Origin of the sequence: Pseudomonas sp. ICMP 561, from assembly GCF_002699985.1 — a bacterium.
Taxonomy (GTDB): domain Bacteria; phylum Pseudomonadota; class Gammaproteobacteria; order Pseudomonadales; family Pseudomonadaceae; genus Aquipseudomonas; species Aquipseudomonas quasicaspiana.
In genome coordinates this window covers 1-19,932 of record NZ_LKBT01000020.1, presented here as the reverse complement: position 1 = coordinate 19,932, position 19,932 = coordinate 1, and the positions used below count along the sequence as shown (strand labels likewise).

Genomic DNA, 19,932 nt, shown 5'->3' with positions numbered 1-19,932 from the left:
GGCTATGCTCGGGTTTGCACTTTTTTCGAAACCCTGCAACGCGACCTTCTGACTGAACGCAACGCGTTCTAAGCCGAGCCGATGAGCCGCTTGATCCGTTTCATGCTGATTCTTGTATTGCTGGCCGGCGTGCTGCTGGGGCTGGTCTACACCCTGACCTGGCGCCCTGTACCCCGCGAAGAACTGCCTGTCAGCTGCAGTCCTGCTGATAAAGCACCGCGTTTGATACCCGGGCAAGCGCTCAAGGTGATGACCTGGAACATCCAGTATCTGGCGGGCAAGCGTTACGTGTTCTGGTATGACGTGACTGATGGCAGCGGTCAGGACGAGCGGCCAACGCCGGAAGATGTCGCCTTCAACCTTGATGAAGTCGCCCGGGTGATTCGCGACGAACAGCCGGACATCGTCCTGTTGCAGGAAGTGAACGACGGCGCGAAGAACACCGATTACGACGATCAACTGGCGCTGCTGCAAGAGCGCGTCACCGACCTGTATCCCTGCAGCTCCGAGGCGTTTTACTGGAAAGCCGATTTCGTCCCGAATCGGCACATCGCAGGCAGCGTCGGCATGAAACTCGCGACCCTGAGCCGATTCGAAATCGACCGGGCCGAACGCATTCAGCTACCGATTCGCGACGCCAACCTGATCAGTCGACAGTTCCAGCGCAAACCCGCATTGCTGGTCAGTTACCTGCCCCTGCGCGACGGCGGTCATCTGGCTGTGATCAACACCCATCTGGACACATTCATTGAAGGCGACGACGCCATGCAGCGTCAGGTGCAGGCGACCAGCAAGCTGCTCGACAAATTCGAAGCCACTGGCACGCCCTGGCTGATCGGCGGGGATTTCAACCTGCTGCCGCTCGGTCAGTATCAACGTCTGCCTGCCGAACAGCGCTCGTTGTATCAGCCAGACAGCAAGTTACATGTGCTGTGGGACAAATACCCGATGATCCCGAACAACGTTGAAGTCGGCGGCATTGATCGCTCGAAATGGCTAACGCACTTTCCCAATGATCCGCGCGTCAGTGGCCCTGACCGCACCGTGGATTACCTGTTTTTCAGCCCGCGACTCAAACGTGTGGGGGCGGCTGTGCGCCAGGAAGATACGCTGCTGATCTCCAATCATTTGCCAGTGATTGGGCGGTTTTTGTTGCCGGTGTTGCCCTGAGTTCCTGCGAACTGGAACAGGAATAGGTGGGAGCGAGGCTTGCCCGCGAAGAACGATAACGCGGTACACCTGACTTACCTCGTCGACTGATTCGCGGGCAAGCCTCGCTCCTACAGATCACGGATTTGCCGCGAAAAGTGCGGCGCCATGTATGCAGGGTCAGCCCCTTCACTTAGTCGGTTTGATCCGCGCAGCCAGTTCGTTATTTTCCGAATCATCTGGCTGTGATTCCAGAGTTCAGGCCTGATATATGACACGTGCAAAAACGGCATATACATGAAGGTGATCAGGTTCAAGTGGGGTGTAAATGAGCGTTATTGAAAATTATTCGATTCTTGGATCGCATGATCATGGCGCCAACCTTCATGGGCTAAGTGTCTGGGAGCTGTTGCCTACCGGAGTCGCATGGTCTTTTCTTGGGTGTTCTCACAGAATCGAAAACCCCCAGAAACTGATTCCCGAATTATTAGTGGACGCTACTGGCATAGCGGTTGTGATTGCTCCCTTTGATATCAAAGAAAATGAAGCCTTGATTATCAAGCCTGACGGCGACCTGATGTGGGATGTCCGCGCGGCTGCAAAAACCGTAGTCGGCCAAGGAATTTTTTCTGATGTCTATTATGTGTCCGGGCAACTGTGCTTCTTTGTAAACATCAATAATCTGGATTACAGATTTTCGTTTGATGTTGTTTCTGGAACGGTCGGTGCTTTAACTCCGTCCTATTGAGTTCATCTCCTAACCGCGAGCTTCCAGAGTGATCGGGCGGTTTTCGTTGCCGGTATTGCCCTGAGTTCGCGCGGCTAAAGCCGCTCCTAAGAACACCACTCCACCGTAGGACTGGCTTTAGCCGGGAGAAGGCCAGTAGACCCGACACATTCTCTTCGTAAGGAATGACGCCCTCCCGGCTAAAGCCGGTCCTACGGGGCGGCGTGCGAACAGGCTCACTTCCTCGGCTTGATCCTCGCAGTCGGCTCGGCAATCAGCGGGTCATCCGGCCAATAGTGCTTGGGGTATCTCCCCTTCAAATCCTTCTTCACTTCGGCATACGTACTGCGCCAGAAGTTGGCCAGGTCTTGTGTGACCTGCACCGGACGGCGGGCCGGGGACAGCAGGTGCAGTTTGACGATCTGCCGCCCGTTGGCGATGCGTGGTGTATCGGCCAGACCGAACAGCTCTTGCAGGCGCACTGCGAGAATTGGCGGGTGTTCGCTGTAATCCAGCCGCACCGATGACCCCGAAGGAACGCCCAAGTGGTGTGGCGCCTGCTCATCCAGACGCTGGGGCAGTGGCCACGGCAGCAGATTGTGGAGGATCGACGACAGGTCCAGATTGCTGAAATGGCTGAGCCGCGACACCTTGCCCAGATAGGGCAGCAACCAGATTTCCAGCCGTTCGAGCAAACCGTTATTACTGACATCCGGCCATTCGCTGCTGTCTTTTTGTTCTAAATCCAGCGAGCGCAGCAAAGCAACTCGTGCCTGCCATTGGCGAAGTTCGGGTGTCCACGGCAGCAGCTCAAGGCCTTTACGGCGCACCAAAGCCAGCAAAGCCTGACCTTTGGCGGACTCGTCCAGCCCGGTCAGCGGCTCACGACTTAGAATCAACTCCCCCACCTTGCGCTGCCGCTCGGCACGGAACACACCTTCGCGCTCATCCCAATCCAGTTGATCGAGCTGAACCACTTGTTCCGCCAGCACTGAATCAAACAACGCAGGATCGAACTCGGCCGCCATGTAGATACGCTCTTCGCGCTGTCCCTGACGACTGCCAAGGTCGGCGATAACCAACCACGGTTGCTTCATCAACGCATCGACTTCGGCAAACAAGGCGGCACGACCATTGGCCAGCCGGTATTCCGCACCACCCGCCTTGCGTTGTTGCGCAACCCGGTCGGGATACGCCAGCGCCAGCAGCGCGCCAAGCCAGCGCGGATGGTCGGGGTCGCTGACGGGTTCAGACGCAGAACCGCGCAAATAGCCGCGATATTGGCGAGCCAGTTGTTTAGCCCGTTGCACGCCGCCCTGAGCGCCACGGGCAGCGCGCTCACTGCCATCAAGCAGCGTCAGACGACTGTGCAGATCGGCACCGGCACCACGCAAAATGTCGCGCTCGCCAAGCAGTGCAGCAACGTCGCAGGCCAGACTGCCAAGGCCCAGCGCCTGACCGCGCAGGAGCAAATGGGCGATACGCGGGTGAGCGGGCAACTCAGCCATGGCCTGACCATGAGACGTGAGCTTGGGCTCTTGCCCCGGCTCACGGGTCAGCGCGCCCAGACGGACCAACAAATCCTGAGCCTGGCCGTAAGCCGCAGCGGGCGGTACATCGAGCCAGACCAGCTGTGTCGGCGTTACGCCCCAGCGCGCCAGTTGCAAGGCTAAACCCGCGAGATCGGCCTGAAGAATTTCCGCTGCACCGTAAGCAGCCAATTGTTCATGTTGAGCTTCGGACCACAGCCGATAACACACTCCCGGCTCCAGCCGCCCTGCTCGACCCGCGCGCTGAGTTGCGCTGGAACGGGAGATGCGTTGGGTGTCGAGGCGGGTCATGCCGCTGCCCGGATCGAAACGCGGGACTCGCGCCAACCCGGCGTCGATCACCACGCGCACGCCATCAATGGTCAGGCTGGTTTCGGCAATATTCGTCGCCAGCACCACTTTGCGAATGCCTTTGGGCGCAGGCTCAATGGCTGCACGCTGGGCGCTCAAATCAAGCTCGCCGTGCAAGGGACACAGCATGATGTCGGAGCGCGAGCCCAGCGCATCCGCCAGTTGCTGATTGACCCGCCGAATCTCGGCCTGCCCCGGCAAGAACACCAGCAGGCTGCCGCTTTCATCGTTGATCGCATCCAGCACCGTCTGCACCACACGCGGCTCGATGAATTCGCCGGGCTGAAACGGTCGCCCCCACTGCATCTGCACCGGGAACATCCGACCGTCGCTGCGCACCACCGGCGCATCGTCGAGCAAACTCGACAGCCGCTCGCCCTCCAGCGTGGCCGACATCAGCAAGATCTTCAGCGGTTGCTCGTCGCGAAACAGGTCGCGGCCGTTCAGGCTCAGGGCCAACGCCAGATCGGCATCCAGGCTGCGCTCGTGGAACTCGTCAAAAATCAGCAAGCCCACGCCTTCCAGCGCCGGATCATCCTGTAAGCGTCGGGTCAGAATGCCTTCGGTGACGACTTCAATACGGGTATTGGGCCCTACCCTGCTTTCCAGACGGATCCGGTAGCCGACCGTTTCACCCACCTTTTCGCCTAGCTCACTGGCCAGTCGTTCAGCCGCTGCCCGTGCTGCCAACCGGCGCGGTTCGAGCATGAGAATGGTTTGCCCGGCCAGCCAGGTTTCCTCAAGCAACGCCAACGGCACGCGCGTGGTTTTGCCTGCGCCGGGCGGGGCTTCGAGCACCGCTTCATGGCGCTCGGACAGCGCCTGGCGCAGGTCGGGTAAAACAGCATCAATGGGCAGGGAAATCATAGCGGCTCCAGAACAGGCCGCAGATTATACGTGCCGATGGCTATTTGAGCTTAAAACGAGCGTCGCCCGTCAGTTGGTACAACAACTCGATACCCTCGGGCCAAGGACCGTAACCGGATTGTCCGTTGATGTGCCCGGCATTCTCCAGCCAGATCAACTCGCTGCCCCACGCCTCACTGAAGAGCCGGGCTCGTTTCTGGGTGACATAGGGGTCATTCGTGCTAGCCACTGTGATGCTTCGGAATGGCAGGCGCCGCGTCGACATCGGCGTGAAGCCGCTCGTACCGGGCGGATAGCTTTCTGCTTCCGTATCGCTGGGAGCCACCAGCAGGGCGCCGAGTACCTTATTCGCCTCTGGATATTGCTCCGCCCAAAGAGTGATCAAGGTGCAGGCCAGGCTATGGCCGACCAGCACGACTTCACCGTCGGTTGCCGTGATTTCCTGATTGAGACGCTCAACCCAATCCGCTGCAAACGGTGTTTCCCAGTCTTGCTGCTCTACCCTGTACAGCTCGGGAAACTGCCGCTCCCACTGCGATTGCCAATGGGTTTCGCCCGAATTGAACAGCCCCGGCAACGTCAAAACCCTGATTGTCATTGTTCGTCTCCCTTTGAGTACGTGGGCAATATGCAGTGCATGGATGGGCGAGTAAATATCGACGTTGTATTGTCGGCAAGCGATCCGTAGGACCGGCTTATAGCCGGGAGAGCAATGTTCCAACTCACAAGGATGCAGCGACTTTAAACGCCCTCTCCCGGCTAAAGCCGGTCCTACGAGGGTAACTGCTGAACCGCCGAACCGTGCAATAGTCATAGCTCTGCGTTATTTGCCTTGTATAGTTGCCACTTCAACTCCTGGAGATGTTCATGCGCATTCCTTCTCGTTTAATCGGCGGCGTTGTGGTCGCTACTCTGCTGACCCAACTCACCGCATGCGGCAGCATTTTCTATCCTGATCGTCGTGGCCAGATCGATGGCAAGATTGACCCGGCGATCGCCGTGCTCGACGCGGTCGGCCTGCTGTTTTACGTAATCCCTGGCCTGATCGCTTTTGGTGTCGACTTCGCTACCGGCGCGATCTACTTCCCGCACGGCCAGAGTGCGCAGATCGACCCGCAAAAACTGCAACCGGCTGTGAACGCTGATGGCAGTGTCGACAACAGCAAGCTGCAAGCCATTCTGGAAACCGAACTGGGTCGCACTCTGCCATTGAACGATCCACGCCTGATCCAGCATCGTGGCAGCGTGCAACAACTGGCAGCGCTGGGCCTCGCCCCGTCGGCCTGACTGTAATCTGAAGGAAGCACCATGAGCACCAGCCTCGAACACGCCCGCTTGTTGCGTCTGGCAACCCGGGCCTCGCTGGCAGTTGCCAGTACCCTGATCATTGCCAAGGCGGTGGCGTGGTGGCTCAGTGGATCGGTCAGCCTGCTAGCCGGGTTGACCGATTCGTTGCTCGATGGAGCGGCATCATTTCTGAACCTGCTGGCGGTGCATTACGCCCTGCGACCGGCCGATGACGATCACCGTTATGGGCATGGCAAGGCGGAAGCGCTGTCGGGCATGGCACAGGCGCTATTCATTGCAGTCAGTGCCTGCCTGATCGGCTTTCAGGCGGTCGAGCGGATTCAGAATCCGGAACCGATAGGCTCGCCCGGTCTGGGCATCGCCGTGATGTTGCTTTCGCTGGTGCTGACTTTTGCCCTGCTGACCTTCCAGCACAAGGTGATCAAGGAAACCGGCTCCGCCGCGATCCGCGCCGACTCGCTGCATTACCGCTCAGATATGTTGCTGAATATGGGCATTTTGCTGGCGCTGGTGTTGGCATGGTTCGGCTGGCAGCAACTGGATGCCTGGTTTGGCCTGGGTATCTCCCTGTACATCCTGTGGAGTGCTTTCCAGATCGCCAGGGAAACCGTTTCGGTGCTGATGGATCAGGAATTACCGACGGATGTCAGCGAAAGAATGCTGGAGCTGGCGTGCAGCGTACCGGGCGTACTCGGTGCCCATGACTTGCGCACCAGAATTTCCGGCAACCATTGGTTCGTGCAGTTGCATCTGGAGTTGCCGGGAAGCCTGACGCTGTCCGTCGCCCACGCTCTTTGCGATCAGGTTGAAGCCGCGATCAACAGCGAGTATCCGAAGGCCGAAGTGCTGGTGCACGCCGACCCGCAGGAAGTCGTGCGCCCAGCTACGATCTGAATCAGTTAATGGTGTAGCCGCGCCCCATCAGGCAAGCCACCATCGAACGACGGTAGACCTGAATCATCGCCGGTGCATTGTTTACATTCGGTTCGGCCGGATCAAAGCTGCTCTGTTCTACCGACCAGCGATAGCAGTCATATTTGTCCTGTGCGACCTGCTCGGCGCTCTGGCCATTGTTTGGGTAGGCGACCGGGTCATACGGGCTGGATGCAGGCGCCTGTGGCGTATAAACCGGCTCGACGTTTTGCGGCGGATAGGCCACCACATAATCCTGTGTATCTTGCTGATAGCTGTAGTACGTCCCGGCAGCCACGAAGAACAGCGAGCTGCCAATCCAGACTTCCTGAGAATAGGCCGGCAAGCTGCGTACTCGTACGCCATACGGCGGCGTCACGATCACATAGCGCGGACCTTGCGGACGGTACCAGTAGCCGTCCGAATAGTAGTAATCCAGGCCGCGATACGGGACGCGGGAATAACTGCCCGGCACTCGGTCAATCACATGGCCCGGACGATATTGCGGGCCGGGACCCCAGCCATTGCCGTGACCATCAGGACGACCGGTCCAGTGATCATTAGGACGGTTATCACCCCGACTCCCGCGATAACCATTGTTCTGGTCCTGGTAATACCCCTGACGCGGTGGCTGGGTCTGGCGCGCCTCGCCGGGGCCGCTCTGAATCGGTAGATTGTCCTGACGCTGCTGTAGCTGCTGACGATCAACCTGGCGTTGCTGCTGAATTTGCTGTTGTTGCTGGCGCTCAACCTGACGCTGTTGAATTTGCTGCTGCTGAATCTGCTGCTGTTGCTGGCGATCAACGTCACGAATCTGTTGCTGCTGTTGGCGCTCGACCTGACGTTGCTGATTTTGTTGCTGTTGAATCTGCTGTTGCTGCTGACGTTGAACATCACGCATTTGCTGATCCTGCTGACGCTCGACACCGCGCTGCTGTTGGATCTGTTGCTGTTGCAGGTTCTGTTGCTGGCGCTGCTGCATTTGCTGCGGAGCATTGGGTTGCTCGCGCTGCTGACCCGCGCCCGCGCTGCCACGAATCTGATCACGTGGTGCGTCATCCCCGGCCAAAGCCTGAGTGCTGATGCTTACACATAACAGGCTCAAACCTGCCAAATGCCAGATACGCGATTTCATGCTTTCCTCACAGGGGCGCCGGATGTATGGGGTTAAGACTGCATTATTGATGCGCCGTTCGCCGCATGCTATCAGCACGCTACTAGCGCGAACATGTTCCTGTGCGCAAACAACCATGCACAAAGAAAAAGGGGGACCTTGCGGCCCCCCTTCGAGAATTTCGTCCTGGCTCAACGCTTGTGGCGTCGGCTCACCTCATGCCGTCTTCTGGACAGTATGTAGCCCGGGGGCCGTGCCAACCCTTTTGGGCTGGAGGCCGCAGCTGGCCTGATTGGGCGAGCCGCGCTGGACGCTATGTCCGGGCAGTGATTCTGTTTAAAAGCATAGGCCTGAGGCGGTAGCAGAGGATTGCTAAAATTGCGGAATAAAACATTACTTGCGCAATTTTTAGCTTCGGATGAATAATTCAGCGCAATACAACCCAGGAAGGTGAACTTCGTGAGCAAACTCGACAGATATGATCTGAGTATTTTGGCGGAATTGCAGCGTGACGCGCGCATTTCAAATCAGGAGCTGGCTGAACGAATCGGTCTGTCCCCTTCGCCATGCTCGCGACGCGTAAAGCAGCTGGAAGACGACGGCTACATCGTCAGACAGGTCGCACTGCTGGACCGAAAAAAGCTTGGCCTCAATCTGACAGCCTATGTACTGATCGGCATGGATCGGCATACGCCTGATCGTTTTGAGAACTTTGAAGCACAGATTCGCAACCTGCCTCAGGTCCTGGAATGCAGTCTGGTGACCGGTATGGATGCGGACTATCAGTTGAAAGTCGTGGTGGCTGACATGGATCACTATCAAAAGCTGCTATTAGGGCACCTTACCCGTATTGACGGTGTGACCAGCGTGAAATCGAGCTTCGTGCTCAATCAGGTGATGGCCAGCACTGAGCTGCCTTTGGTGCATCTGCGCAACTGATTGGCTGGAGAGCGTGATGGAGCCTGAAGTTTACGAACAATGGATGATGACAAGCCTCATCACCCTTCTGGTCGGCTTCATGGGCTTCATCGTCTGGGACCTGGCGAAGAAGTCCAAAGCCGGACGATTCGGCTCTCTGATCCTGTTCTTCGTGCTGGGCCTGGGGATTATGGCGTTTGTGATCAAGACGGTTGTGATTGCTTATCTTGAGAGCTAAAGCAATTTCATGTGGGAGCAGAGCTTGCTCGCGATAGGGCTGCACACGATTCACTATAGACCGCGTTGCCTGCATCGCGAGCAAGCTCTGCTCCCACAAGGTCTAGACCCGCTCACAATTTCGCAGGCACTTCCCGCCATTGCCCTTGATTCAGCCCTTCAATCGTCCAGTCGCCAATCCTGACCCTCACCAGCCTTAGCGTCGGCAGACCTACCGCGGCAGTCATGCGCCGAACCTGTCGGTTACGGCCTTCCTTGATGATCAACTCCAGCCAACTGGTGGGCACGCTTTTGCGAAAGCGCACCGGAGGATCGCGTGGCCAGAGTTGTGGTTCGTCCAGTTGCCGAGCCTGAGCGGGCAAGGTCGGGCCGTCATTGAGCTGCACACCGTCACGCAATTGCTGCAACTGCTCGGCACTCGGCTCACCTTCAACCTGCACCCAATAGGTTTTTGGCAGTTTGTGTTTCGGGTCAGCGATGCGCGCCTGAAGCTGGCCGTCGTTGGTCAGCAGCAATAAACCTTCGCTGTCCCGATCCAGTCGTCCCGCCGGATAGATGCCGGGGATCTCAATGAAATCCTTGAGTGTCGCCCGCCCTTCTCCATCACTGAACTGAGTCAGCACATCGAATGGCTTGTTGAACAGGATGAGCTTAGGCTCGGCGGGCGGAGCCTTGGCGACACGGCGGGTTGCACCGGCATTGGCAGGCGATGGGCGACGAGCAGGAGGACGCTGGGTAAGGGACATGACAGTTTCGGTATTCGGAAAACAGAAAGGGCCACTTTAATGGCCCTTTCGTTCATCACCTAATAAATCAACGGAACGGCGGCTCATCGAAGCTGCGCAGTTTGCGCGAATGCAGCGAATTAAGCTGAGTACGCATCAGGTCCAGTGCTGCAATACCGATCTTCAAATGCTGGCTGACCGCGCGCTCGTAAAACGCGTTGGCCGAGCCGGGCAGCTTGATTTCGCTGTGTAACGGTTTGTCCGAAACGCAGAGCAGCGTGCCGTACGGCACCCGCAAGCGATAGCCCTGGGCTGCAATGGTGCCACTTTCCATGTCCACAGCCACTGCACGGGACAGGTTGATCAGCGGACGCTCCTGAGCCCAGCGCAGCTCCCAGTTACGGTCGTCATAAGTGAGAACCGTACCGGTACGCAGACGCTTCTTCAGATCGTCACCTCGCTCGCCAGTGATCTGCGCTGCAGACTCCTGAAGAGCCAGCTGCACTTCGGCCAACGCCGGAATCGGAATATGCGGCGGAAGTACGCGGTCAAGAATCCCGTCGCGACGCATGTAGGCGTGAGCCAGCACGTAGTCGCCGATAGTCTGGGATTGGCGCAGCCCGCCACAGTGGCCGATCATCAGCCAGCAATGCGGACGCAGCACGGCCAGGTGATCGGTGATGTTCTTGGCGTTGGACGGGCCGACGCCGATGTTGACCAGCGTGACGCCATGACCGTCTTCGGCGATCAGGTGATAAGCCGGCATTTGATACCGATGCCAGACCACGCTGGCGACGATGGCCTGCGCTTCACCGTGATCCATGCTCTTCTCGACGATGACGTTACCCGGCAGAACCATGCGTACAAAACGCGGGTCTTCACGCAGCTTTTCCAGCCCGTGGACGATGAACTGGTCAACGTAGCGGTGATAGTTGGTCAGCAGGATCCACGGCTGCACATGACGCCAGTCGCTACCGGTGTAATGCACCAGACGTCGCAGGGAAAAGTCCACGCGGGCGGCATCGAACAAGGCCAGCGGCAGAGGGTCGGTGTTGGCCCAGTCGTACAGACCGTCGGCGATGCCATCAGTGGCGGCAGACAAGTCAGTGCTGGGGAAAACCCGCGCCAACGCTGCGGCCGTTACGCCAGAACCCGCCAGTTCGTCGCCCTGCTCAACCACATAGGGATACGGAATGTTTTGCTCACTGACGCCGACTTCCACCGTAATCGTGAAGTCGTTCATCAATGGCCCGAGTTGTTCGAGCAGGTATTTGCGGAAGGCTGCCGGGTGAGTCACGGTCACGCTGTAGTTGCCGGGCAACTGAACCTTGGCATAAGCGCGAGTGGTCAGCGGCACTTCGCCCTGGCAGTGATAAGTCAGGCGCAATTCTGGATAACGGAACAGGGCACGCTGCTCGGCATCAGGCTCGATCCGGTCTTTCAGATACTGCTTGAGTGCCTTACTCAGCGCACTGGTTGCGCGCTCATGCAGCTCAGCAAGGCGATCCACGGCTTGTTCAGGCGTTTCAACGACAATAAAGGTTTCAGTCACAATTAGTATCCTTCTGATCTTGCAGTGGCCCATCTTGCCTGCATCGTGAAGGGAAGGCACTAGTGGCGTATTGCGGGGGGAATAGTCGTAGGACCGGCTTTAGCCGGGAGTGCAGTATTTCTGGCGAAGGATATCTAGCAAATGCCACGGGCTCCTCCCGGCTAAAGCCGTTCTACGGGCAAGCGCGGTCTCTGTGGGAGATATTATGTTTGCCTGAAAGCTTGATCGCCGGGAGGCGCTCCGCTTTAGCCACAAGAGCGGTATCCCTGGCGAAGAAGATTTTTTTGAATGTCCTGACGCTCTCCCGGCTAAAGCCGGTCCTACGGTATCGCGCGATCTCTGTGGGAGCGAGGCTTGCCCGCGATAGGGGCGACTTGCTCTATCTGATACACCGCAGCGTCTGTATCGCGGGCAAGCCTCGCTCCCACAAGGGTCCAGGCGATCCCGGTGGGTTATGTGCCTCAGCCAACCATCGGGGTGGATCTTGCGACCAGCGCTTGCACATCAACGCCTCTTGGCAAGGTGCCATACACCGAACTCCGCGACGTCAGGCGACTGGCAATAAACGCATCACTGACCGCCGCATTGCCCACTTCAAGCAACAGCTTGGCCTGCAGCGCCAGCGCAATGTCTTCGGTCAGTTGTCGAGCCCGGTACTGGATATCACCGGTATCCCGAAACGCGGCTTTCAAGCCATCGATATGCATCGCCAGATGCTGATCGCCATGCCCGTCGCCCAACTCTGCGAACAGGGTATCAAGCACGCCCGGCTCCCTGGACAGCGCCCGCAGCACGTCCAGGCATTGCACGTTACCGGAGCCTTCCCACGTGGAGTTGACCGGTGCTTCACGATAAAGCCGCGGCAGGATGCTGTCCTCGACATACCCCGCGCCGCCCATGCACTCCGCAGCCTCATTGATCATGGCCGGGGCTCGTTTGCAGATCCAGTATTTGCCCACTGCCGTCACCAACCGGGCGAAACGCGCCTCGTGCGGATCGTCCAGATGATCAAGTGCGCGCCCCATGCGCATACTCAAGGCCAGCGCCGCCTCACTCTCCAGTGCCAGATCAGCAAGTACGTTCTGCATCAAAGGCTGTTCAGCCAAGACCCGACCGCCAACACTGCGATGAGCGCAATGATGTGCAGCCTGGCTCAAGGCCTGACGCATCAGGGCACTGGATCCGACCATGCAGTCGAAGCGGGTCATGGCAACCATTTCGATAATGGTCGGCACACCACGGCCTTCTTCACCGAGCATCCAGGCAAACGCCCCGCGAAATTCCACTTCGCTGGACGCGTTGGACCAATTGCCCAGCTTGTTCTTCAGGCGCTGTATGTAGAACTCGTTGCGGGTGTCGTCCGGACGATGGCGCGGCAGCAGGAAACAGGTCAGGCCCTTGTCAGTCTGCGCCAGCGTCAGGAACGCATCGCACATCGGCGCCGAACAAAACCATTTGTGCCCGACCAGCTCATAAGCCTGGCCCGGGCCTGACGCTCCAACGGGATAGGCCCGCGTGGTATTGGCGCGAACATCGGTGCCACCCTGCTTCTCGGTCATCGCCATGCCGATGGTCACGCCAGCCTTGTGCGCCATGCCGACATTTCGTGGATCGTATTCCCGTGCAAGGATTTTGGGCAGCCACCGGGCAGCAAGATCAGGCTGCACGCGCAGCGCAGGCACACTGGCAAAGGTCATGGTCAACGGGCATCCGCTACCGGCTTCCGCCTGACTGTGCAGATAGCTCATGGCGGCGCGGGCAACATGAGCACCAGGTTGTGGATCTGTCCAGGGTAGCGACGCAATACCGTGCTCCACTGCAGTACTCATCAACTGGTGGTAAGCCGGATGGAACTCCACCAGATCAATACGATGCCCATACCGATCATGACTGGCGAAAACCGGCTTGTTCTGATTGGCGAGAAAACCCGCCTCCATCAGCGGCCCGCCCGCCAGCGCGCCATACGCGTCGATTCGGCCCTGAGCCCAACCGGCACCAAAGCACTCCGTCCATTGCTGCAGCGGCAGATCGATGCGATAGAGATTCGCGCCGTCCAGAGGGGGCGGCTGGTTGGTGACTTCGTGGGTTTCGGCGAACTGATGCAGGTTCATGGCGATATCCTCTCTGTCGGGTGCGCTTCGAGCACAACCAGACATGAAGTGAATCACGCACACCTCGCTTTAAAAAGCGCCATACACGACGAATCCACGGCGCTTTTGCCCTGCCTCTGTTAGTCAGCGCTGTGCAGTTTCACAGACGTTTCTGCAGGCGCGAAATTCCGCGCCGCGCATCCCAGCGTCACTTTGAGCGCAAAACAACTGCCCTCTCCCGGCGCTGAACTGTGGCTGAGCCGCCCGCCATGCAACTCAATCAACTGTCGACAAATAGCCAGGCCAATGCCCAACCCGCCATATTGACGAGTCAACGAGCCGTCCACCTGAAAGAAGTGCTGATAGAGCGTCGACTCATCCAGCCGGGTGAAGCCTATGCCGCTGTCGATGACCTCAATCAACAACTGCACCTGCTCTTCGCCTTGAGCCTGCTGCTGAACGCGGATTCTGACGGAGCCGAACTGGGTGAACTTGATCGCGTTGTCCAGCAGGCATTCCAGACACTGGCGCAACTTATAGACATCCCCGATCAGACCGGCCCGCAACGGCTCCACCCACTCGACGATCAATTTAATCCCTTTGTCCTGCGCCGCGTTGGTGAACTGCCCCTTGAGCCCATAAACAAGGCACCTTAAATCAAAGGATTCAGGCACGACATGAAGCCTTCCTGCCTGCAGCTCCGTCAGGGTCAAAATGCCATTCACCATGCCCATCATGTCCTGTGCAGAACTGGCAGCGGTCTGGTGATACGAAGAGAGTTCGGGATTCAGTTCTACGGTCTGCATCAGTTCCAGCGAACCAATCACGCCATTCATCGGGGTGCGCAGTTCGTGAGTCAACGAGGCAAGGAACTCATCCTTGAGCCGATTGCTTGCCGCCAGTTGCTGGTTGGCACGCTCAAGGTTTTCCCGGGCCTCGCGCATGATTTGCGCATGTTCCTCACGGCTCTGATTGATCCGCACAGCCAATGCCATGGAAACCAGCGCAGCTTCCATCGCCGAGCCGATCTGATTGGCGTACATGGTGAAGAAGTTGTGTGGCAGATACCCCGCCAACATGCCGACGTGAATAACGCTGCCCAGCAGAAACGCTGTCCAGGCGAGGACAAAGTAACGAGCTTCACGTACCCCGTGACACATTGCAGTGATGCCAGCGACAAAAATCATCGAGGTAAAGATCAGCATCAACCCGCCATAAAGGCGAAACGCGAGGTTCAGGTTGGGTGACAAGCTCAATAGCATCACCACGCCTGCGGCGGCCATTACAAGTACAAGCGAATGATCGAGCCAAGTGCCGATTTTCCTGGTCTGCAGGAACGAACGGGCAAACTGACAAGCAAAAAGAACCGACATCATCAGCAGAAACAAGGGCGCAACGTTGGCCAGCCAGGGACTTTCCGGCCAGAGAAACTCGACACCGATGCCGTTGAGCGCCAGTTGATAAAGCCCGAGGGGGGCAATGTAAAGCACGTAATACAGATAACTGACGTCACGCACACCCAGATAGATGCACAGGTTGTAGATCAGCATCACCAGAAGCACGCCGTACAGCACACCCAACACATACATGCGCGGGGGTTGATCTTCCAGAAAGGCACTGCTGTCCCAAATACTCAGCGGGACCTGAATCGAACCAGCGCTTTTTACACGCAAGTAAATGGTCTTGTTTTGCCCGGGCTCCAGACTGACTTCAAACAGGTAATTAGCCTGTTTGATCTGTCGGCTGGAGAACGGCAGCATGTCCCCGGTCTGCCAGGCAAGGTGCTGGGTGCCTATGGCATCGGGCAAGTAAAAGTCCACGTAATCCATGGGCGGATAGGCGAGCTCTACCATCCAGTCGCGGTGCGCGGTTACGTCCTTGGGCATATAGCGCAAATCCACCCTGAGCCAGAAGGCAGAGTTGGAAAAGCCAGCGTTGAGGGTGTCACTGTCGAGGGCTCGAAAACTCGACGCCATTGCCGCCGAGCTGACATCACTGATCGTCGCTTCGCCGCTGACATCTTCAAACACCTGAACTGCACGGCCCAACGCCAGGCTGCGAGTGCTCTCGTCGAATTCGACGGCACTGGCTAGCTGCGACAACAAGGCGACCAGCATGATCAACAAATAGCGCATAAAGCCCCGGATAGATTCGTCAGTTGACGCCGCTGGCCCCCTTCCATTGGAGCGACGCTTTCTGCGATTCCTGATTTTTTTAGAGTAGCTCCAGACAGACTGAAACAACGAACTCAATGCGGGCCTGTTTGTGCAGACCTGCTCACCTCAAACAGCGGTACCGGGTTAATGCCATCACTATTTCATGCCAACGCGTTAAAGCATAGCTGCCTAATGGTCTTATGCATTAATTTATGAAAACTCCTTAAAGGCTCTATCTCGGCACTTACAGACAGGCCGACCTTTTTTCAGAGTAAATTCATGCGCTGAACGTCGCGTCAGAATCTCTATCGGCTGTATGAAAATTCCGAGTCCGCTGAGCGGTGCCCAAAAAAGTTTAGTGGTAAGCTCGCGCACCATGAATATCTATAGCTCCCGCCCTGTTGTCCTCTGCCTCTCCGGCCACGATCCAAGTGGCGGTGCCGGTCTGCAAGCAGATATCGAAGCATTGCTCGCCCAGGGTTGCCACGCAGCTCCGGCAATCACCGCCTTGACCGTTCAAGACACCGTGAATGTCACCGATTTCAGGGTGCTGGACCGCGAATGGGTGTTGGCGCAAGCCTATGCCGTACTCAACGACTCAACTGTCGCCGCAGTTAAGCTGGGTATGCTCGGTTCGCTGGAAATGGTCGATACCGTCGTAGAGCTGCTTGAAGCGCATCCGCACCTGCCGATGGTCTGCGACCCGGTGCTACGTGCGGGCGGCGGTGGACGGTTGGGCAAGGATGAAGTCGGCTATGCCATGCGTGAGCGCTTGCTGCCGCTGGCAACCATTGCGACGCCCAATCTGCCGGAGGCCCGAATTCTGGCCGAGCTGCCGGAAGGCACAGCCGACGAGTGCGCCGAGAAGCTGCTGCCATTTTGCGAGCATCTGTTGATCACCGGCGGCCATGGCGATGAAGTGGAAGTCCATAACCGTTTATATATCCGTGGTGGTGAAACACGCACCTTCATCTGCCAGCGCCTGCCTGGCAGCTACCACGGCTCCGGCTGCACACTGGCAAGCGCCCTGGCGGGCCGACTGGCGCAAGGTGAAAACCTGATCAGCGCCGTGCAGACCGCGCTTGACTACACTTGGCGCACGCTGCGCGATGCTGAACAGCTGGGTAAAGGACAATTTGTTCCCCGTCGCCTGCCCCTGGACTTCTGTTCGTAACGCCACGTGATGAGGCTTTTTCTATGAAACTACGTGGCTTGTATGCCGTTACCGACAGTCGCCTGCTGGCTGGCAAATTCCTGTCTTACGTCGAAGCCGCCCTTGATGGCGGCGTTACACTGCTGCAGTACCGTGATAAGTCTGGCGATGAATCCAAACGCCTGCGTGAAGCCACCGCTCTGCTGAGGCTTTGCGAGCAGTACAAAACCCGTTTGATTATCAACGATGACGCCGAGGTTGCGGCTCGTCTGGGTGTTGGCGTGCACATGGGTCAAACCGACGGATCACTGACCGACGCCCGCGCACTGCTGGGCCACAAGGCGATTGTCGGCGCGACCTGCCACGGCAGTCTCGCAATGGCTGAGAAAGCCAAGGCGGACGGTGCGACTTATCTCGCTTTCGGACGTTTCTTCAACTCGACGACCAAACCCGACGCCCCCGCCATCGAGCTGGACGTTCTGGCTCAGGCCCGGGCCCGCTTCAATATGCCGATTGCCGTCATCGGTGGCATCACCCTGGAAAATGCTCCGCAACTGGTGGAGCACGGTGCCGACCTGCTGGCCGTGGTGCACGGCCTGTTCGGTGCCGAAAATACTCAGGAAGTTACCCGCCGCGCCCGCGCCTTCAACGCCTTGCTTTCCAGCCGCTGATCGCGCCCGGCCCTTATTTCGATTACGTAAGAGATTTAATTATGTCCCGCTCTGAAACCTTGTTCGCCAATGCTCAAAAACACATTCCCGGTGGCGTTAACTCGCCCGTACGGGCCTTCAAAAGCGTCGGCGGCACGCCGCTGTTCTTCAAACACGCGGTCGGTGCGTATGTCACCGACGAAGACGACAAGCGTTATGTCGACTACGTGGGTTCGTGGGGGCCGATGATCCTCGGCCATAGCCACCCGGAAGTGCTGGATGCCGTACGCAGTCAGTTGGAACACGGTTTGTCCTATGGCGCGCCCACCGCCATGGAAACCGAAATGGCCGATCTGGTCTGCTCCATCGTGCCTTCGATGGAGATGGTCCGCATGGTCAGCTCGGGCACCGAAGCGACCATGAGCGCCATTCGTCTTGCCCGCGGTTATACCGGCCGCGACAGCATCATCAAATTCGAAGGCTGCTACCACGGCCACTCCGACAGTCTGCTGGTCAAAGCGGGCTCCGGTGCACTGACTCTGGGCGTGCCAAGCTCGCCGGGCGTACCCGCAGCATTCGCCAAACACACGCTGACCGTACCGTTCAATGATCTGGACGCCGTCAAAGAGCTATTGGCCGAAGTGGGTCAGGAAGTCGCGTGCATCATCGTTGAGCCCGTTGCGGGCAACATGAACTGCGTACCGCCAGCACCGGGTTACCTGCAAGGCCTGCGCGCATTGTGCGACGAACACGGCGTAGTGCTGATTTTTGACGAAGTCATGACCGGTTTCCGCGTGGCCCTTGGCGGCGCACAGGCTTATTACGGTGTAACACCAGACCTGAGCACCTTCGGCAAGATCATTGGCGGCGGCATGCCAGTTGGCTGCTTCGGCGGCAAGCGTGAAATCATGTCGCACATCGCGCCACTCGGCCCGGTTTATCAGGCAGGGACGCTGTCCGGTAACCCGCTGGCCATGGCAGCTGGCCTGACCACCTTGCGCCTGATCAGCCGTCCGGGCTTCCACGACGAACTCAGCGACTTCACCCGTCGCCTGCTCGAGGGCCTGCAACAACGCGCCGACGCTGCCGGCATTCCGTTCGTGACCACCCAGGCGGGCGGCATGTTTGGTCTGTACTTCAGCGAAGCCAAGGAAATCGTCACCTTCAATGACGTGATGACCAGCGACGCCGATCGCTTCAAGCGCTTCTTCCACTTGATGCTCGAAGGCGGCGTGTACCTGGCGCCAAGCGCATTTGAAGCAGGCTTCACCTCCATTGCCCATGGCGAAGAAGAGTTGAAGTTGACGCTGGATGCGGCCGAGAAGGCGTTTGCGGCGTTGAAATAAGGGCAGCGCATGACCAACTGTGGGAGCGAATTCATTCGCGAAGACGGTTTTACAAACGATGATTTTCTGTCATATGTACCGGCCTCTTCGCGAATGAATTCGCTCCCACAGGATTTAATCGTATCGTTACCCCCGCAAAACCGGGCTTTTCAGCCCCGCGCAGCAGAAAAACAGTAAAGACTTTGTAAGGTTGGCCTCGCTTATTTCATAATGCGCAGCCAGCACGTTTAGCTGGACGGGCACGCCCGCACCTTTTTCAGAGGTAAGTCGATTCCCATGAACCGCACCGGCCGCACCCTTGCATTGGGCTGCCTGTTGCTTATTCATCCCCTGCTGGCGAATGCAGGCGGCAACTCGTTGTTAATCCCAGCGGTGGGTCGTTGCACCCTCAATACCCAGCCAGACAACCTGCCTGCGGCGCTTTCGGCGTGTCAGCAAGCGGCTCAGTCCGGGGATGCACAAGCACAATACGAGTTGGGCGAGTTTTACTACGACGGTAAACACGCGCCACAAGACTTGCCCAAGGCACTTGGTTATTTCGAGCAGGCTTCGCTGCAGGGTCACGCGCAGTCGCAGTATCAGCTCGGCTTGATGTTCTCCAAGGGGGAAGGCGTGCAGGCCAACAATGTTCAGGCGTATATCGTACTGAAGATGGCCTCGGTCAACGGCTCCGAAGACGCACTGGACGCTGCCGACGAAGTCGCCGAGCACATGCAGCGCGACGAACTTGAAGTAGCCACTCAAGTGCTGGGACAGATTTTCCGCAAGTATTTGCTGGAATTGCAAACCGCTGAAGGGCGTACGCCGTTTGCTCCACTGCCGTAGAAATCACCGCAGTTCTGAAAAACCATGTAGCGAATGCCAGCGCCCTGCTCCCGCTGCTACAGACTTACGCAATTGCGTAGGACTGGCTTTAGCCGGGCGGGCATTATTCCTGACACAAACCGGTAGCACGACCTCCTGCACTGGGAAAACTTACGACATTTCCTGTAGGGCATTTCCCAAACCGCTCTCCATGCATTGAGTGCCCGTCGCTCATCAGCCACTCTCCCGCCCCTCGCTCAGGGTCGGGCTTGAGATTACACGCTCCGCCATCTGGATCCTGGCCTCTACTCGCCAGCCCAAGG

General features: G+C 58.0%; 17 protein-coding genes. 10 read left to right on the top strand and 7 right to left on the bottom strand.

What is annotated here, in order from left to right:
• Window positions 1-81 precede the first annotated feature (81 nt).
• Together AO242_RS15665 and AO242_RS15655 are read left to right on the top strand one after the other, a co-directional pair.
• The gene (locus AO242_RS15665) at window positions 82-1,170 is read left to right on the top strand and encodes an endonuclease/exonuclease/phosphatase family protein (protein ID WP_099269452.1); all 1,089 of its coding nucleotides are present in this window, start codon (window positions 82-84) and stop codon (window positions 1,168-1,170) included.
• 307 nt (window positions 1,171-1,477) lie between these two features.
• On the top strand, window positions 1,478-1,897 hold the full coding sequence (locus AO242_RS15655; protein ID WP_099269451.1) for a hypothetical protein: 420 nt from the start codon (window positions 1,478-1,480) through the stop codon (window positions 1,895-1,897).
• Between the two features lie 215 nt (window positions 1,898-2,112).
• Here AO242_RS15655 and hrpB read toward each other — a convergent pair whose 3' ends face one another.
• Window positions 2,113-4,644: an ATP-dependent helicase HrpB gene (hrpB, locus tag AO242_RS15650; RefSeq protein WP_099269450.1), complete on the bottom strand. Its 2,532-nt coding sequence runs from the start codon at window positions 4,642-4,644 to the stop codon at window positions 2,113-2,115.
• A 40-nt stretch (window positions 4,645-4,684) separates the two neighbouring features.
• On the bottom strand, window positions 4,685-5,242 hold the full coding sequence (locus tag AO242_RS15645) for an RBBP9/YdeN family alpha/beta hydrolase (RefSeq protein ID WP_099269449.1): 558 nt from the start codon (window positions 5,240-5,242) through the stop codon (window positions 4,685-4,687).
• A gap of 269 nt (window positions 5,243-5,511) precedes the next feature.
• Between AO242_RS15645 and AO242_RS15640 the strand changes: the two genes are divergently transcribed.
• The gene (locus tag AO242_RS15640; protein WP_027901831.1) at window positions 5,512-5,931 is read left to right on the top strand and encodes a hypothetical protein; all 420 of its coding nucleotides are present in this window, start codon (window positions 5,512-5,514) and stop codon (window positions 5,929-5,931) included.
• 21 nt (window positions 5,932-5,952) lie between these two features.
• Window positions 5,953-6,846: a cation diffusion facilitator family transporter gene (locus AO242_RS15635; protein WP_099269448.1), complete on the top strand. Its 894-nt coding sequence runs from the start codon at window positions 5,953-5,955 to the stop codon at window positions 6,844-6,846.
• A gap of 1 nt (window position 6,847) precedes the next feature.
• Here AO242_RS15635 and AO242_RS15630 read toward each other — a convergent pair whose 3' ends face one another.
• Window positions 6,848-7,999 (bottom strand): DUF6515 family protein, encoded by a 1,152-nt coding sequence (locus AO242_RS15630; RefSeq protein WP_099269447.1) that lies wholly within the window; start codon window positions 7,997-7,999, stop codon window positions 6,848-6,850.
• Window positions 8,000-8,437: 438 nt separating this feature from the next.
• On the opposite strand from AO242_RS15630, the gene AO242_RS15625 reads away from it, so the two are divergent.
• The gene (locus AO242_RS15625; RefSeq protein WP_099269446.1) at window positions 8,438-8,917 is read left to right on the top strand and encodes an Lrp/AsnC family transcriptional regulator; all 480 of its coding nucleotides are present in this window, start codon (window positions 8,438-8,440) and stop codon (window positions 8,915-8,917) included.
• Window positions 8,918-8,933: 16 nt separating this feature from the next.
• Window positions 8,934-9,134: a DUF2788 domain-containing protein gene (locus AO242_RS15620; protein WP_099269445.1), complete on the top strand. Its 201-nt coding sequence runs from the start codon at window positions 8,934-8,936 to the stop codon at window positions 9,132-9,134.
• A gap of 112 nt (window positions 9,135-9,246) precedes the next feature.
• Here AO242_RS15620 and AO242_RS15615 read toward each other — a convergent pair whose 3' ends face one another.
• The 4 genes from AO242_RS15615 to AO242_RS15600 all read right to left on the bottom strand — a co-directional run bounded on the left by AO242_RS15615 (window position 9,247) and on the right by AO242_RS15600 (window position 15,635).
• A complete protein-coding gene (locus AO242_RS15615) occupies window positions 9,247-9,879 on the bottom strand; it encodes a pseudouridine synthase (protein WP_099269444.1) in 633 nt (210 codons plus the stop codon).
• 67 nt (window positions 9,880-9,946) lie between these two features.
• Window positions 9,947-11,443: an AMP nucleosidase gene (gene amn, locus AO242_RS15610; RefSeq protein WP_176560639.1), complete on the bottom strand. Its 1,497-nt coding sequence runs from the start codon at window positions 11,441-11,443 to the stop codon at window positions 9,947-9,949.
• Between the two features lie 428 nt (window positions 11,444-11,871).
• The gene (locus AO242_RS15605) at window positions 11,872-13,521 is read right to left on the bottom strand and encodes an acyl-CoA dehydrogenase family protein (protein WP_099269443.1); all 1,650 of its coding nucleotides are present in this window, start codon (window positions 13,519-13,521) and stop codon (window positions 11,872-11,874) included.
• Between the two features lie 119 nt (window positions 13,522-13,640).
• The gene (locus AO242_RS15600; RefSeq protein WP_099269442.1) at window positions 13,641-15,635 is read right to left on the bottom strand and encodes a sensor histidine kinase; all 1,995 of its coding nucleotides are present in this window, start codon (window positions 15,633-15,635) and stop codon (window positions 13,641-13,643) included.
• A 397-nt stretch (window positions 15,636-16,032) separates the two neighbouring features.
• Between AO242_RS15600 and AO242_RS15595 the strand changes: the two genes are divergently transcribed.
• From AO242_RS15595 to AO242_RS15580, 4 genes are all read left to right on the top strand, one after another.
• A complete protein-coding gene (locus AO242_RS15595; protein WP_099269478.1) occupies window positions 16,033-16,830 on the top strand; it encodes a hydroxymethylpyrimidine/phosphomethylpyrimidine kinase in 798 nt (265 codons plus the stop codon).
• A 23-nt stretch (window positions 16,831-16,853) separates the two neighbouring features.
• Window positions 16,854-17,480, top strand: a complete 627-nt coding sequence (gene thiE, locus AO242_RS15590; protein ID WP_099269441.1) for a thiamine phosphate synthase — start codon at window positions 16,854-16,856, stop codon at window positions 17,478-17,480.
• A 41-nt stretch (window positions 17,481-17,521) separates the two neighbouring features.
• Window positions 17,522-18,805: a glutamate-1-semialdehyde 2,1-aminomutase gene (hemL, locus tag AO242_RS15585; RefSeq protein WP_027899835.1), complete on the top strand. Its 1,284-nt coding sequence runs from the start codon at window positions 17,522-17,524 to the stop codon at window positions 18,803-18,805.
• 276 nt (window positions 18,806-19,081) lie between these two features.
• Window positions 19,082-19,630 (top strand): tetratricopeptide repeat protein, encoded by a 549-nt coding sequence (locus AO242_RS15580; protein WP_027899834.1) that lies wholly within the window; start codon window positions 19,082-19,084, stop codon window positions 19,628-19,630.
• Window positions 19,631-19,932: the final 302 nt, after the last annotated feature.

What these genes read in the sequence shown, in the direction of transcription:
- AO242_RS15655 (WP_099269451.1), top strand. Translation starts at nt 1,478, where the DNA reads ATGAGCGTTATTGAAAATTATTCGATTCTTGGATCGCATGATCATGGC.
- thiE (WP_099269441.1), top strand. Translation starts at nt 16,854, where the DNA reads ATGAAACTACGTGGCTTGTATGCCGTTACCGACAGTCGCCTGCTGGCT.
- AO242_RS15600 (WP_099269442.1), bottom strand. Translation starts at nt 15,635, where the DNA reads ATGCGCTATTTGTTGATCATGCTGGTCGCCTTGTTGTCGCAGCTAGCC.
- hemL (WP_027899835.1), top strand. Translation starts at nt 17,522, where the DNA reads ATGTCCCGCTCTGAAACCTTGTTCGCCAATGCTCAAAAACACATTCCC.
- AO242_RS15620 (WP_099269445.1), top strand. Translation starts at nt 8,934, where the DNA reads ATGGAGCCTGAAGTTTACGAACAATGGATGATGACAAGCCTCATCACC.
- amn (WP_176560639.1), bottom strand. Translation starts at nt 11,443, where the DNA reads ATGGGCCACTGCAAGATCAGAAGGATACTAATTGTGACTGAAACCTTT.
- AO242_RS15640 (WP_027901831.1), top strand. Translation starts at nt 5,512, where the DNA reads ATGCGCATTCCTTCTCGTTTAATCGGCGGCGTTGTGGTCGCTACTCTG.
- AO242_RS15580 (WP_027899834.1), top strand. Translation starts at nt 19,082, where the DNA reads ATGAACCGCACCGGCCGCACCCTTGCATTGGGCTGCCTGTTGCTTATT.
- AO242_RS15605 (WP_099269443.1), bottom strand. Translation starts at nt 13,521, where the DNA reads ATGAACCTGCATCAGTTCGCCGAAACCCACGAAGTCACCAACCAGCCG.
- AO242_RS15595 (WP_099269478.1), top strand. Translation starts at nt 16,033, where the DNA reads ATGAATATCTATAGCTCCCGCCCTGTTGTCCTCTGCCTCTCCGGCCAC.
- AO242_RS15635 (WP_099269448.1), top strand. Translation starts at nt 5,953, where the DNA reads ATGAGCACCAGCCTCGAACACGCCCGCTTGTTGCGTCTGGCAACCCGG.
- AO242_RS15645 (WP_099269449.1), bottom strand. Translation starts at nt 5,242, where the DNA reads ATGACAATCAGGGTTTTGACGTTGCCGGGGCTGTTCAATTCGGGCGAA.
- AO242_RS15665 (WP_099269452.1), top strand. Translation starts at nt 82, where the DNA reads ATGAGCCGCTTGATCCGTTTCATGCTGATTCTTGTATTGCTGGCCGGC.
- AO242_RS15615 (WP_099269444.1), bottom strand. Translation starts at nt 9,879, where the DNA reads ATGTCCCTTACCCAGCGTCCTCCTGCTCGTCGCCCATCGCCTGCCAAT.
- hrpB (WP_099269450.1), bottom strand. Translation starts at nt 4,644, where the DNA reads ATGATTTCCCTGCCCATTGATGCTGTTTTACCCGACCTGCGCCAGGCG.
- AO242_RS15630 (WP_099269447.1), bottom strand. Translation starts at nt 7,999, where the DNA reads ATGAAATCGCGTATCTGGCATTTGGCAGGTTTGAGCCTGTTATGTGTA.